Source organism: Cryobacterium melibiosiphilum (genome assembly GCF_003602235.1).
In the GTDB taxonomy this organism is placed as follows: domain Bacteria; phylum Actinomycetota; class Actinomycetes; order Actinomycetales; family Microbacteriaceae; genus Cryobacterium; species Cryobacterium melibiosiphilum.
Genome location: NZ_QZVS01000083.1, coordinates 70,952 through 85,181, shown reverse-complemented (window position 1 = coordinate 85,181; position 14,230 = coordinate 70,952). Strand labels below are relative to the sequence as shown.

At 69.8% G+C, this 14,230-nt stretch carries 9 protein-coding genes; 5 read left to right on the top strand and 4 right to left on the bottom strand.

The genetic code is table 11. The features are described 5' to 3' along the window. Positions 1-119: 119 nt before the first annotated feature. Positions 120-1,703, bottom strand: a complete 1,584-nt coding sequence (locus D6T64_RS10910; protein WP_119974689.1) for a DEAD/DEAH box helicase — start codon at positions 1,701-1,703, stop codon at positions 120-122. 144 nt (positions 1,704-1,847) lie between these two features. On the opposite strand from D6T64_RS10910, the gene D6T64_RS10905 reads away from it, so the two are divergent. Beyond that, positions 1,848-2,564: a ferritin-like fold-containing protein gene (locus D6T64_RS10905; protein WP_119974688.1), complete on the top strand. Its 717-nt coding sequence runs from the start codon at positions 1,848-1,850 to the stop codon at positions 2,562-2,564. 158 nt (positions 2,565-2,722) lie between these two features. Here the strand turns inward: D6T64_RS10905 and D6T64_RS10900 are convergent, their stop codons facing one another. Continuing rightward, positions 2,723-3,031 (bottom strand): hypothetical protein, encoded by a 309-nt coding sequence (locus D6T64_RS10900; protein ID WP_119974687.1) that lies wholly within the window; start codon positions 3,029-3,031, stop codon positions 2,723-2,725. 8 nt (positions 3,032-3,039) lie between these two features. Next, positions 3,040-3,264, bottom strand: coding sequence for a DUF3107 domain-containing protein (locus D6T64_RS10895; protein ID WP_119974686.1), 225 nt, complete (start codon positions 3,262-3,264; stop codon positions 3,040-3,042). A 96-nt stretch (positions 3,265-3,360) separates the two neighbouring features. Here D6T64_RS10895 and D6T64_RS10890 point away from each other — a divergent pair, with 96 nt between their 5' ends. Together D6T64_RS10890 and D6T64_RS10885 are read left to right on the top strand one after the other, a co-directional pair. Then, a complete protein-coding gene (locus D6T64_RS10890) occupies positions 3,361-6,771 on the top strand; it encodes a UrvD/REP family ATP-dependent DNA helicase (protein WP_233551054.1) in 3,411 nt (1,136 codons plus the stop codon). Further along, the gene (locus D6T64_RS10885) at positions 6,768-10,196 is read left to right on the top strand and encodes an ATP-dependent DNA helicase (protein WP_119974685.1); all 3,429 of its coding nucleotides are present in this window, start codon (positions 6,768-6,770) and stop codon (positions 10,194-10,196) included. Before D6T64_RS10890 ends, D6T64_RS10885 begins: the two co-directional genes overlap by 4 nt. Here D6T64_RS10885 and D6T64_RS10880 read toward each other — a convergent pair. Beyond that, entirely contained in the window at positions 10,118-11,362 is a 1,245-nt protein-coding gene (locus D6T64_RS10880; RefSeq protein WP_119974684.1) for a phosphotransferase, read from the bottom strand. The genes D6T64_RS10885 and D6T64_RS10880 overlap by 79 nt on opposite strands. 104 nt (positions 11,363-11,466) lie before the next feature. Here D6T64_RS10880 and nudC point away from each other — a divergent pair, with 104 nt between their 5' ends. Both nudC and D6T64_RS10870 read left to right on the top strand, forming a co-directional pair. Continuing rightward, the gene (gene nudC / locus D6T64_RS10875; protein WP_119974683.1) at positions 11,467-12,462 is read left to right on the top strand and encodes an NAD(+) diphosphatase; all 996 of its coding nucleotides are present in this window, start codon (positions 11,467-11,469) and stop codon (positions 12,460-12,462) included. Beyond that, positions 12,459-14,192 (top strand): ATP-dependent helicase, encoded by a 1,734-nt coding sequence (locus D6T64_RS10870; protein WP_233551052.1) that lies wholly within the window; start codon positions 12,459-12,461, stop codon positions 14,190-14,192. The genes nudC and D6T64_RS10870 overlap by 4 nt, the downstream gene beginning before the upstream one ends. Positions 14,193-14,230: the final 38 nt, after the last annotated feature.

Below are 14,230 nucleotides of genomic sequence, written 5' to 3'. Positions count from 1 at the left end.
GCGCGGTACGTGCGCCGCTGCGCGGTACGTGCGCCAGGGGACGTGCTCTGAAGCGATTGTGCCTCGGGGCCCGCAACTCGGCCGTTAGCCGCTCTCGCGACGGGACGTGCGGGTCGGGGCTACTCCTGGGGGGAGCGGCGACCGCGGCTGCGGCTGCGGCGACGCGGCGCGCTGTTGCCGTCGTGGTGCTCGGCGCCGCCGCCGTCGTGGGTTCCGGCGGCCGGCGTGGCGGCCGGGGCGTCGGGGTTGGTGGTCGATCCGACACGTACCCGGGTGCGGGTGGGTCGATCCGCGTTCTGGTCGCCGGCGCGCGCAGCGTCGGGACGAGTGGATGCGCCACGCGCGGCATCCGCCCGGGCAGGCTCGGTGCGCCCCGGCTCGGTGCGCCCCGAGTCACGGCGGCCATCGCTGCGACCGGAACCGGTGGAGCCGCCGCGACCGCCGGAGCGTGAGCCCGAGCCCGAGCGGCCCGCGTCGGAGCGGCCGGCGGGAGCGCCGGCGACGACGTCCTTGATCGGGGTTGCGCGCAGGCGGCCCTTCGAGCCGACCGGGATGTTCAGGTCGGCGTAGAGGTGCGGCGACGAGGAGTAGGTCTCGAGCGGCTCCGGCACGCCGAAGTCGAGCGCCTTGTTGATGAGCGTCCACTTGTGCAGGTCGTCCCAGTCGACGAAGGTGACGGCGATGCCGGTCTTGCCGGCGCGGCCGGTGCGGCCGACGCGGTGCAGGTACGCCTTGTCGTCTTCGGGGATGGTGTGGTTGATCACGTGGGTGACGTCTTCGACGTCGATTCCGCGTGCTGCGACATCCGTGGCGATGAGAATGTCTTTCTTGCCGGCCTTGAAGGAAGCCATGGCGCGCTCGCGCTGCTCCTGGTTGAGGTCGCCATGAACCGCGGTCGCGTTGAAGCCGCGGTCGCCGAGCTCTTCGACGAGCTTCGCGGCGGCGCGCTTGGTGCGGGTGAAGATCACGGTCTTGCCACGGCCCTCGGCCATCAGGATGCGGCCGATGACCTCGTCTTTGTCCATGTTGTGGGCGCGGTAGACGAGGTGCTCGATGTTGGCCTGCATGAGGCCTTCATCGGGGTCGGTCGCGCGAATGTGGATCGGACGGTTCATGAAGCGGCGGGCGAGCGCCACGATCGGGCCGGGCATCGTCGCCGAGAAGAGCATGGTGTGGCGGTTGCTCGGGGTCTGCGCGAAGAGCTTCTCGATGTCGGAGAGAAAGCCGAGGTCGAGCATCTTGTCGGCCTCGTCGAGCACCATTTCGCGCACGTTGGCGAGGCTGAGCAGGCGCTGGCTGGCCAAGTCGAGCAGGCGGCCGGGGGTACCGACCACGATCTGCGCGCCGGCCTTGAGCTGCTCGATCTGGCCTTCGTAGGCCTTGCCACCATAGATCGACACGATCTTGGTGTCGCGGCCCCGGGCGGCAAGCTCGAGGTCTTCGGAGACCTGTACGCACAGCTCACGGGTAGGAACCACGATCAGGGCCTGAACGCCGGGCTCCGGGTTCAGGCCGAGGCGCTGGATGACCGGGAGGCCGAAGCCGAAGGTCTTGCCGGTGCCGGTCTTGGCCTGGCCGATGATGTCCTGGCCGGCGAGGGCGAGGGGAATGGTCTGGGTCTGAATCGGGAACGGTTCGAGGATGCCCTTGGCGGCAAGGGAGTCGACCATGTCCTGGTCAATTTTGAGTTCGGAGAAAGTCACGAATGTATGCCTGTCAGTAGCTGGAAGCGGTATGCGCCATCTTTTGTCGTAGGCGCAGGGCCACCGAACCGTGTCGGTGACGTGCCGCCATCTTACCGGTGTCGCCTGAGCACCCCGGGAGGCGCGCTGTCCTATGCTGGGCAGGTGAACCCCAGCTTTGGTCGACGCCCGCCGCGCACGGAGATTCCCCGAGTGAGCACCCGCGGCAGTGCGAAACCCACGACCAAGATGGACATCAGTTCGCTCACCCCCACCCTGAACCATTTTCTGGGCCAGTCGGCCTACTGCGAGCTCGGCGCCTTCGAGAGCCTGTCCCGGGCGGTCTTCACCGCCCCGGACCTTGCCTCAAAAGAGGGCCTCAGCGCAGCTGCCGGTCGTGCGCTGTCCAAGCATCACGGCCTCGTCGCCGAAATTCGTCGCCGCGAGGCCGACCCGGCCACCGAGATGGCGCCATTCGCTCCCGCCCTGGACGCATTCAGGGCGAAGACGCACGGTGCCGACTGGCATGAGCTGCTGCTCAGCTGTTATCTAACCGGCGGACTGCTCGACGACTTCTTCATTCGGCTCTCCGACGGGCTGCCGCGCGACGTGGGCCCCCGCATCGCCCAGTTGCTCGGCGACGATACGGGCACGGATGTCCTCGTGCGTGAACTGCAGACCGCGATCCAGGCCCAGCCCGCGCTCGGGTCGCGCCTGGCCATGTGGGGCCGGCGCCTCGTCGGCGACACCCTGCTCGTGGCCCGGTCGGCGATGCCGGCTTCCGAAGCGGAAGCCTTCACCGAGCTGCGCATCGAACCGGTGTTCACCGACCTGATCGCCGCCCACACCCGCCGCATGGACGGTCTCGGCCTCACCGCCTAGGTGCCGCGAGCCACAGGCACCTGAGACACACAGGCACCTGAGACGCACAGGCACCTGAGACACACAGGCACCTGAGACACACCGGCGCTTGAGGTACGGAAAAAGCACCGTCGTTTCGACAACGAAGGTGCTTTTTGCGTATCTCAGCACGGGACGTGTCAGTGCGAGACGGGTGAGCCGCCCTGGATCAGGGAGTGCAGCATCCGCTGGTCAGAGAGCGACCGGGTGCGGGTGAGCACGACATCACTGACAACGGATACGAGACCCGCCACCACGAGCGACACCGCCCAGATCCAGCCGCCGTCGTAGGCCCAACCGAGCCAGGTCAAAGCGACCCAGACCAGCGCGGCGACGGCGGTGCCGATCGCCGGAATGAGCACGGAGCCCTGCGTGGACCGGCCGGGCAGCAGATAGCGTGCGGCCAGGCCCAGAACGGTTCCGCCCAGGGCGACGAACAGCAGTTCCACGGGACGAGTTACGCGACGAAGCCGACGCGGCGGGACTCTTCCGAGCCGATCTCCACGTAGGCGAGGCCGACCGTCGGAACGACGTAGACGCGGCCCTTGTCGTCTGCGAGCTTGAGGTACCCGCTCGGGTCGGCGAGGGCAGCGGCAACCGCTTCCTCGATCACCTTTGCGGGCTGTGAGGTCTCGAAACCGATCTCACGGGGGGAATTGAAGATGCCAATGCGGATATCCACCAGGTATGCCTTTCGTCGACTCCGATCAGATTACGGCAGAACGGCACGCCGACCCGACCGAGTTCACTGTCGGCGGAACCTTGTACCGTTGCAGACGTGACCAGCCCCCGACCCGACACCACCCTGAATGACCCGGCCCTGCCCGATTCTGAGCTGCTCGATTCTGCGCTGCTCGATTCTGAGCTGCGCGAGCAGGCCCTCGTCGAACAAGCCCGACTCGATCCCGCGCAGCTCGCCGTACTCGATCTGGCCGATGGCGACAGCGCCGCCGTCGTCGGGGCTCCCGGCTCGGGCAAAACGACCACCCTCGTCGAGCTCGTGGCCGATCGGGTGCTCAATCGTGGTTACTCACCGAGCGAGGTGCTCGTGCTCGCACCCACCCGCACCGGCGCCACCGCGCTGCGCGACCGCCTCGCCCTGCGCCTGGGCATCCCCACCAACGGGCCGCTCGCCCGCAGCGCCAACTCGATCGCCTTCCAGCTCGTGCAGGGCGCCGAGACCCAGGCGGGGCGGCCGAGCCCGACCCTGCTGACCGGCGGCGAGCAGGACCAGATCATCGCCGAGCTGCTGCAAGGCCATCTGGACGAGGGCACCGGTCCCGCCTGGCCGGCGAGCCTCGGCCCCGAGGTGCGCCGCCTGCGCGGATTCCGCACCGAACTGCGCGACCTGATGATGCGCTCCGTGGAGTACGGCGTGACGCCGGCACGACTCGCGGCGCTCGCAACATCCGCTGGCCGGCCGGAATGGGCGGCGGCCGCCGAGTTCGTGAGCGGATACGAAGAGGTCAAAGACCAGACCCGTCCCGGCCAGTACGACTCCACCGAACTCGCCCAGTTCGCCGCTGCGGTGGTGCGGGTGGCCGCTCCCGGGCCCGCAGGTGCCGCGACCCTCGGAACCCTGGCCGGAGTGCGACTGCTGATCCTCGACGACGCCCAGGAAGTCACTCAGGCCACCCTCACGCTGCTCGCCGAGTTCGCCGCCCGCGGGGTCGCGATCGTCTTCTTCGGTGACCCCGACATCAGCACCGGGTCCTTCCATGGCGCGCATCCGGATGCCCTCGGTCGCCTGGGGAGTTACCTCACCGCATCCGCGGCGCGCGGCGGTGCGCAACCCACGCAGATCCGCCTGGTGCCCACGCTCTACCTCGATACCGTCTATCGCCACGGGCCCGCGGTGCGCGCCATCGTGAGCGAGATCACGAGCCGCATCGGCGCTGCCGCCGCCGGTCCGCAGCGTGCCGCACGGGCGATCGAGGCGTTGCCCCCGGCGACTGCCCCAACCAATGCGGCCCCAACCAATGCGGCCCCGACGGATGCCGTCCCGCTCGACGCCGTGCAGACCGTCGTGGTCGCCAGCCCGGCCGACCAACTCTCGGTGATCGCCCGGCGCCTGCGCGAACGCCATGTGCTCGGCGCGGTACCGTGGTCGCACATGGCCGTGATCGTGCGCGCCGGCTCGCTCGTGCCCGCCCTGTCGAAGGGACTCGCCGCCCTCGAAGTGCCGACCCAGGTGTCCACCGCGCAGACCGCCCTGCGCGACGAGTTCGCCGTGCGGGCGTTCATCCTCGCGCTCGACGTGACCCTCGGGAGGCGTCCGCTCGACGCGCAGGCGGCGGTCGAACTGCTGCGCGGCCCGCTCGGCGGCCTCGACCCGATCACCCTGCGCCGCCTGCGCGCCGCCCTGCGCCTGCTCGACCTCGCCGACGCGGACACCGCCGAAGCCGACACCGAAAACGAAGCCGCCGCCGAAGCCACACCGCCCGCACCGGCCCGGACACCCGATGAGCTGCTCGTCGCCGCGCTCACCGTGCCCGGCACCCTCGACCGCATCGATAACCGCACCGCCCGCCGGGCGGCGGCCTGCGGGGCGAGCCTGGCGGCGGCATCCGCTGAATACGACGCCGGCGCCACGATCGAAGAGCTGCTCTGGGGGCTCTGGACCCGCAGCGGTCTCGCCACGACGTGGTTCGACCAGGCTCAGGGCACCGGCATCGGCGCCGACGAGGCCAACCACAACCTCGACGCCGTCGTCGCGCTGTTCTCCGCGGCCCAGCGTTACGTGGAGCGCACCCCGGCGGCCCCGCCCCTGCTCTTCCTGGAGCACCTCGTCGACACCGACGTTCCCGAGGACACCCTCGCCCCCCGGTCGCTCGGCGATGCCGTCACCGTCTCGACCGGCAGCGGCACGATCGGCCAGGAGTTCGACATCGTCGTGCTCGCCGGCGTGCAGGAGAACGTGTGGCCCGACCTGCGTATTCGTGGGTCCCTGCTCGGCGCGGGGGATCTCGCCCTCGCCGCGGTCGGTGACGCCGCCGCCGGAGGCGCTGCCGACGGCGGTGCGGCCCGGCTCGCCGTGCTGCACGACGAGTTGCGCATGTTCGCCCAGGCCGCCTCCCGCGCCCGCCACGAGCTGCTCATCACCGCCATCAGCAACGACGACAACCAGCCCTCGGTCTTCCTGCGCATGCTCCCAGCGCCCGACCCGGCCCCGCTCGGCCGGTTCCCGTTGTCCTTGCGCGGCATGGTCGGCCGCCTGCGCCGCGAGGTGACGGATGCCGTCCGCGCCGCCGGTACGGGCGCATCCGTCTCGCTGCGAGCCGCCGAAGAGGCAGCGACGCTCGCGCGACTGGCCGCCGAGGACGTCGCCGGTGCCGACCCGGCCGAATGGTACGGCCTGACCGAACCCAGCACCGTGCAGCGCCTCAATGACCCCGACGCCGGCGACGAGAAGATGCGGGTGTCGCCCTCGAAGATGGCCTCCTTCGAAGCCTGCCCGTTGCACTGGCTGATCGGCCAGATCGGCGGCGGCACCACCAACACCGCCGCGAACCTCGGAACGATCATCCACAAGGCGATGGAAGACACCCCGCCCAACCAGCCGGATGCCCGAACCCCCGAGGCGCTCTGGGCCGCCGTCGAGGCCCGCTGGGGCGAGCTCGTCTTCGACTCGGACTGGCAGTCGCAGGTGCAGAAGGTCGAGGCGCGGCAGCTGACCGACCGGCTGGCGTCCTACCTCGGGGACTTCGACCGGTCCGGCGCAGAGTTGGTCAGCGCCGAGGGCCGTTTCGAACTCGCGGTGGGTGGCGCGGTGCTCTCGGGAACCATCGACCGGGTGGAACGCCTCGCCGACGGCCGTGCGGTGATCGTCGACCTCAAGACGGGCAAGGGTGACCCCACCGGCGACAAGGGGGTGGTGGACCACCCGCAGCTGGGTGCCTACCAGCTGGCCTTCGCCGACGGCGCGATCACCGGCATCGACCCCGAGACGACCGATCTGGCCGGCGCGCGCCTGGTGATCGTCTCCTCGGGCACCCAGAAACAGAACTACCGCAATCCCACCCAACAGGTCTTCACCCCCGACGAACTCGAAACCTTCCGCACCCGCGTCGGCGATGACGCGACCGCCATGGGCGGCGCCGTTTTCCAGGCCGAAATCGCCAGCCACTGCCTCGACCCGCGCTCCTTCGGCGCCTGCCGCATCCACATCATCAAACAGGTGAGCTCATGACCCTTCCCGCCCAGCCGTCCCGTGCCGTGCCGGTGCCGATCTCCGCGCTCACGATCGCCGCGACCCTGCAGATGCCGCCCCCGACCGCGGAGCAGCAGCGGGTCATCGAGGCTCCGCTCACCCCGACCCTGGTGGTGGCGGGCGCCGGCAGCGGCAAGACCGAGACCATGGCCAACCGGGTGCTGTGGCTGCTGGCCAACGGGCACGCCCGCGCCGACCAGATCCTCGGCCTCACGTTCACCCGCAAGGCCGCGGGAGAGCTCGCCGAGCGCATCAACAGACGCATCGGTGAGCTTGCGGCCGCCGGCCTGATGCCGGTCCCCGCCATGCCCGAGGCAACCGAGGACAGCTTCACCCGCGACACCTCCGACCTCTTCAACACCCCCGCCGTCTCCACCTACAACTCCTTCGCGAGTCGGTTGTTCACCGACAACGCCCTGCTTCTCGGGCGCGAGCCCGAATCCGTGCTGCTCGACGAGAACTCGGCCTGGCTCCTGGCCCGCCAGGTCGTGATCAGCCAGGGAGACGGCCAGCTCGTGCCGTTCGGCAAGAAGGTCGACGCCGTGACGGATGCCGTGCTCGCCCTGAGCCGCGCCCTCGCCGAGAACCCCCCACCCTTCATCCCCGTTGCCGACCGGCTCGACGTTCCCGGCCACGACCTGGCCGGCCTCGCCGCGGGCTTCGACTACCTCGCCGAGTTGCCGTACGGCTCCCCGCGCAAGAAGATCCCCTATGCGTCGGTCACCGAGTCGATCGCCGCCGTGGCCCCGCTGCCGGTTCTGGCCCGGCTCGCCGCGAGCTATCAGGCCGAAAAACACCGCCTCGGCCTCATCGAATTTTCCGACCAGGTCGCCCTCGCCCTACAGGTCTGCCAGAAGGTACACACCGTGGTCGACCGCTACCGCGACCAGTACCGCATTGTCCTGCTCGACGAATACCAAGACACCTCCGTGCTGCAGACCGAGCTGCTGCACACCCTGTTCGCCCACCACCCGGTGATGGCCGTGGGGGACCCGCACCAGTCGATCTACGGATGGCGCGGCGCGTCATCCGCAAACCTGCTCGGCTTCTCGCGCAGTTTCGCCGGGCTCTCCAACGCCGAAGCGCCGGCCATGTCCCTCTCCTGCACCTGGCGCAACCCCGTCACGGTGCTCGGCGTCGCCAACGCGCTCGTCGCCCCCCTGAGCGAGCAACTGCGCGCCCAGCCGGGTGGCATCCAGGTCGAAACCCTGAAAACGCCGCCCGGCAAGACCGAGGGCACGGTCGAGGCCGCGATGGTGGAGACCATCGCCGACGAGGCGCAGGCGGTCGCCTCCTGGTTCGCCGCGCGGCTGCCGAGCACCGGCAGCACGATTGGCAGCGACAAGACCGGGGCAATGCTCTTTCGGGCCCGCCGGGAGATGGACCTCTTCGCCGAGGTGCTGCGCGAACACGGGGTGCGCGCCCACGTACTCGGCCTCGGCGGACTACTCTCGACCCCCGAAGTCGCCGACGTCATCAGCGTGCTGCGTGCCGTACATGACCCCTCGGCCGGCAGCGAGCTCGTGCGCCTGCTCAGCGGCGGCCGCTGGCGCCTGGGCGTGCGTGACCTGCAAGCGCTCGCCGGGGTCGCCGGCTGGCTGGCCACCCACGACTGGGCGCAGAAGAAGGTCAGCGACGAGGTACGGGCCCGCCTGCGGGACTCCGTCGTCGCCGACGACGGCCGGTCCCTCGTCGACGCCCTCGATTTTGTGGCCACGGCCGCCCCGGCGCATGGCCAGCTCGTCGCGTTCAGCGAGACCGGCCGGGAACGGCTGCGCGATGCCGGCCGTCAACTGGCCTTCTTCCGGTCACGGGCCGGGCTTCCGCTGCTCGACTTCGTGCGCTTGATCGAACAGGAACTGCGCCTCGACATCGAACTCGTCGCCAACGAGACGCGGGGCCTCGAAAACCTGTATGCCTTCCACGACACGGTCGGGGCGTTCCTCGACAGCGACGAACAGGGCACACTGGGCAGTTTTCTGCGCTGGCTCACCCGCGCCGAGCGCAACGATGATCTCGGACCCCGCCCCGAACCCGGTGAAGCGGGCGCCGTGCAACTGCTGACCATCCACGGTGCCAAGGGACTGGAGTGGGACTTCGTGGCCATCCCCAACCTCACCGCGAAGAGCCTGCCGGCGCCGGCGCGCGAGGTCAGCGGCTGGCTGCGCTTCGGCGAACTGCCCTACCCGTTCCGCGGCGACCGGGCCGAACTGCCCCAGCTGCGCTGGGGGCAGCACGACACCCAGCTGTCCTACGACGCCGAATTCCTCGCCTTCAAAGACGAGCTCGCCGCCCGGCACGATGCCGAGGAACGCCGCCTCATCTATGTCGCGACGACCCGGTCACAGCACTCCCTGCTGCTCACCGGCTCCTACTGGGCCTCGGGCAGCACCGTGCGTGGGCCCAGCCCGTACCTCGTCGAACTCGCCGAGGCCGGACTCATCCCCGCCCTGCCGGACGGCAGCGTCGACACCGACAAGCCCGCTTCGACCGACACCGGCCGTGAGATCTGGCCGTTCGACCCGCTCGGTATCCGCCGCCCGGTCGTCGAAGCCGCCGCGGCCCTCGTCGTGACCGCGCAGGCCGCCCGGCAAGCCGCGACGCCGAGCGACGCCGCAGCGTCGACGTCCGCAGGCTCCGAGTGGGCCCGGGAGGTGACGCTGCTGCTCGAAGAGCGTGCCCTGCGACTGGCCGGCGGCGTCGCCGTGGAGCTGCCGGTACGCATCCCGGCCTCCCGGTTCAAAGACTACGTCGACGACGCCGCAGCCGTGACCCGCGGCCTGGCCCGCCCGATGCCGGAACGCCCCTACCGGGCAACCCGCCTCGGCACCCTCTTCCACTCCTGGGTTGAGCAACGGTCCGGCGGGGTCGCATCCGGTGACCAGATTGATGCCGGCCTGTTCGAGTTGGATGACGCCGATCCGCTCGATGCCGGCCCGCTCGATGCCGGCCCGCTCCACGATGCCGGCTTGGGCGACAATCAGCCGGGTGAACGCGAACGCCTCGCCGTGCTCCAGCGCACGTTCGAGCAGTCGCCGTGGGCCTCGCGTCGGCCCGTCGACGTCGAGATCGAGATCCACCTTGCCCTCGCCGGACAGGTGTTCATCTGCAAACTCGACGCCGTCTACGAAACCCCCACCGGCTACCAGGTCGTCGACTGGAAAACCGGACGAGCCCCGAAAAACGCCGCCGACCTCGAACTCAAGCAAACCCAGCTCGCGCTCTACCGGCTGGCCTACGCACGTTGGAAGGGAATCGACCCCGGCATCGTCGACGCCGTCTTCTACTTCGTCGCCGACGACACCATCATCGCCCCCGACCGGCTCTACTCCGAAGAGGACCTGCGGGCCGCGTGGGCGTCAGCATCGGCGCCCGTGGCGACTCCGGCGCCATCGGTCCGCTGAGCGGTCGCGGCCGGGGTCTCGGTCTCGGTGTCGAAATGGGTCTCGGTCTCGGTGAACCCCGTTGCGTCTCTGAACGCCTCCGAACCCGATTCTGAGTCGGCGAAGTCGCTCTCGGCGAATTCGGCGGCATCGTAGGTGTCGGTGTGCATCGCGGTGTGCTGGCCGTTTCCGCGCGCCGCGACGGGAATCTCGTCGAGCATGCTCTCCACGTCCCGCACGGTCATGATCGGACCGGTCTCGGGGGAGAGCGGATGCGACGAGCGGTCGTGCACGGTTCCCACGAGCCCGTCGAGCATGCCGATCGCGTCGTCGATCACGGCCTGGTCGTGACTGTCGACGCCGTGAAGCAGCCAGCGAGCCAGTTCGAGTTCGGCGTAGAGCATGGCGCGCTGCACGATGTGGGCGTCACCGCCCTGGCGTGCCGTGATGTAGGTCTCCATGGCCGTCTCGGCAAACTGGCCGCGGGCGGCCAGGAGCCAGTGCAGGTCGCGGGCGGGATCATTGACGCTGAGGCCGGCCCAGCCGAGCACCCCCGAGACGGCATCGTCGGTGATCAGGATCGAATCGGCCGAGAGCGAGCCGTGCACCACGCAGGGGGCGAACTGCCACAGGGCGTCGTCGTCGGTCGCCTGCTCCCAGCGCCGCAGCAGCGCGGCCGGCAGAAAGCCGGTCGCCGCAGCGCGATCGATCAGGTCGATCACGCCGGTGCGGCAATCCTGGGCACTCTGCTGCGGCAATCCGGCATCCTGGATGAACGCGGTCGGCAGGGCGTGCACGGCCGCGATGGCCCGGCCCAGGGAGCCGGCGACGCCCGCGTGGGAGGTGAGGGCATCCGCATCGAAGCTGTCGCCGGGCAGCAGCTCATAGACGATCGCGCGGGTACCCGACGCGGGAGTCTGGCCGACGAACTGCGGCACGTCGAACGGCAACCGGCTGCGGTTGCCGACGGTGAGCGCGCGCAGCGCCACGAGGTCCGCGGACTGTTCGGTTTCGGCCGACTGGGTCATCGGCACCCGAATGATGAGTTCGCGCCCGTCGCGGTCGACCAGCAGGGCGGAATCGAACATGCCGGTGCCGCCGTGGCTGTACTTGCGGGTGCGGGCCACGTCGAGGCCCGAGAGAGCAGAAGTAGCCAACGCGGCTAGAGTGAGATGAGATCTGGCCATGCCTACTAGGTTAGGTCGACTTTCCCCCCTGGTGGTCGTTCGCCACGCCCCCACACCACTTCGGCACCGTGTCCGTGCCCCCCAAGCAGCCTGCGGAGTTCCCGATGTCGTCCGAAGTCAGATCGTCAGATTTCACCCTGTCCGACTCCGCATCGTTCGCTTTCACCGCCCGGCTGCCGCTGTCCCGTTACCTCGTCGACCGCGACCACGAGGCGCGGGCGCTGCCCGACCTGGTCGCCACCCTCTGGGCGGATGCCGCCACTCGGGTCGTTCCATTGTGGAACGGCACAGCCCTGGTGCTCCCCGGCGACGCCCGTGAGCCGCACCTGGCGTTCCTGCCGCCCGCGATTCTCCCCCCGCTCGATCCCACCGCCATCATCGTCTACCTCGGCCGCTCCCTCGATCCCGGTGCCCCTGAACCGGTCGGCACCCCGCTGCTCGCCATCGAACTCGACGATGACCAAGCCGCCTCCCTCGAGTCTGATTCCGCTCGCTGGCGGAGCCTGCGCGACCTGGCAGCGACGCTCGGCGACCGGGACACCGGAGTCTTCGCCGAGGCCCTCGGCCTGCGCAACTGGCACCATTCGCACCGGTTCTGTCCTCGGTGCGGAGCCGCGGCGGCCAGCGAAGCGGCCGGCTGGGTGCGGCGCTGCACGGCGTGCGGCAGCCAGATCTTTCCGCGCACCGATCCGGCGGTGATCATGCTGATCACGGATGCCGCCGATCGCCTGCTGCTCGGTTCCAACGCCCTCTGGGAGAACAACCGGTACTCGCTGCTGGCCGGATTCGTGGAACCGGGGGAGTCCCTCGAGGCCGCCGTGCTGCGGGAATCCTTCGAAGAGTCCGGGCTGCGCGTCACGGATGCGACCTACCTCGGCTCCCAGCCCTGGCCTTTCCCGGCCTCGATCATGTGCGGCTTCACCGCGCGCGTCGCCTCCGAGCAGGATCCCGCAGCGCTCGCGCCCGATGGCGCGGAAATCCTCGACCTGCGCTGGTTCACCCGGCAGGAACTGCGCGCCGCCGACGCCAGCTGGCTGATGCTGCCGGGTCCCTCGTCGATCGCGCACGCGATGATCGAACAGTGGCTGGCCGCCGGGTGAGCCCACGCACGATCACGGCGGAGGGACTCCTGGCCGGCCTCGATGACCAACAGCGGGTGGCGGCCGAAGCGCTCATCGGCCCGGTCTGCATGCTCGCCGGAGCCGGCACCGGCAAGACCCGCGCCATCACGCACCGCATCGCCTACGGGGTCGCGACCGGTGCCTATGCACCGAACCGGGTCATGGCGCTCACCTTCACGTCCCGGTCCGCGGCCGAACTGCGGGGCCGACTGCGCCACCTCGGCGCCGGCGGGGTGGCCGCACGCACTTTTCACGCCGCGGCACTGTCGCAGCTCAATTACTTCTGGCCGCACGTGGTCGGGGGCCAGGCGCCCCGCATCCTCGACGGCAAAGCTCGACTGCTCGGACATGTCGCCGAGACGCTGCACCTGAAGATCGACACCGCGACCCTGCGCGACCTGGCCGCCGAGATCGAATGGCGCAAGACCAGCGGGCTCAGCCTCGACCAGTACGGCGCCGGGATCGGCGGCCGCGCCCTGCCCGGGAGACTGGACCTCGACCAGGTCGTCGCGATGCAGGAACGCTACGAGCGTCTGAAAGACGAGCGCAAGCAGATCGACTTTGAAGACGTGTTGCTGGCCATGGCGGGGATGATCGAGGCCGAGCCCTCTGTCGCACTGCAGGTGCGGGAACAGTATCGGTTCTTCGTCGTCGATGAGTTCCAGGACGTCTCCCCGCTGCAATACTCCCTGCTGCTGCTCTGGCTCGGTGAACGCCGCGACCTGTGCGTCGTCGGCGACGCGAGCCAGACCATCTATTCCTTCGCGGGAGCGCGCAGCGAGTACCTGCTCGAATTTCCCGGACGTTACGAGGACGCGACCGTGGTGCGCCTGGAGCAGAACTACCGATCCACCGCGGCCATCGTGGCAACGGCCAACCAGCTCATGCGCGGCCGGCCGGGTGCGCTGACCCTCCAGGCCGCCACAGCGTCCGGCGCCGGAGCCGGCACGGCACCCGTCGTGCGTGACTTCGCCAGCGATATCGCCGAGGCGCGCGGCATCGCGCAGGCGGTGGCCGACCTGATCGCCGGCGGGACCCGGCCCGAGGACATCGCCATCCTGTTCCGCATCAATGTGCAGGCCGCGGTGCTCGAAGCCGCCCTCGGCGACCTCGGGGTCAGCTTTCAGATCCGCGGTTCCAAACGATTCTTCGACCTGCCCGAGGTGAAGCAGGCCGTGATGAGCCTGCGGGCGGCATCCGTGTCGATCGTCGGCGAGCCGCTCTTCAAATCGGTCAGCGACGTGTTGCGCTCGCTCGGCTGGAGCCAGACGGCGCCGGATGCCCCGGGTGCGGTGCGCAATCGCTGGGAATCGCTGAACGCCCTGATGGGGCTCGTCGACCAGGCGGCCCCCGGGACAACCTTCCGGCAGTTCACGGATGAGCTCATGGAACGCCAGGCCGGCCAGCACGAGCCGACGGTGTCGGCCGTGACCCTGTCGACCATGCACTCCGCGAAGGGCCTGGAGTGGGAAGCCGTCTTCGTGATCGGGCTGAGCGAAGGGCTCGTTCCGATCACCTACGCCGCCGGGCCGCTGCAGGTGGATGAGGAACGCCGCCTGCTGTACGTCGGGATCACGCGAGCCCGCACGCGGCTGGCTCTGAGCTGGGCGGCGACGGGGCCGCAGCAGCGTGCTCCGCGGGAACGGTCCCGCTTTCTGGAAGAGCTCGGCATCCGCACAACGCGTGCGGCCGGTGCACGCGGAGCGTAGCGGCTCCGGAGCGTCCCTCGACCACGACCGAATGCGCC

Bases quoted from the DNA above. Each gene is read 5' to 3' on its own strand.
- D6T64_RS10885 (WP_119974685.1), top strand. From the start codon at position 6,768: ATGACCCTTCCCGCCCAGCCGTCCCGTGCCGTGCCGGTGCCGATCTCC.
- D6T64_RS10880 (WP_119974684.1), bottom strand. From the start codon at position 11,362: ATGGCCAGATCTCATCTCACTCTAGCCGCGTTGGCTACTTCTGCTCTC.
- nudC (WP_119974683.1), top strand. From the start codon at position 11,467: ATGTCGTCCGAAGTCAGATCGTCAGATTTCACCCTGTCCGACTCCGCA.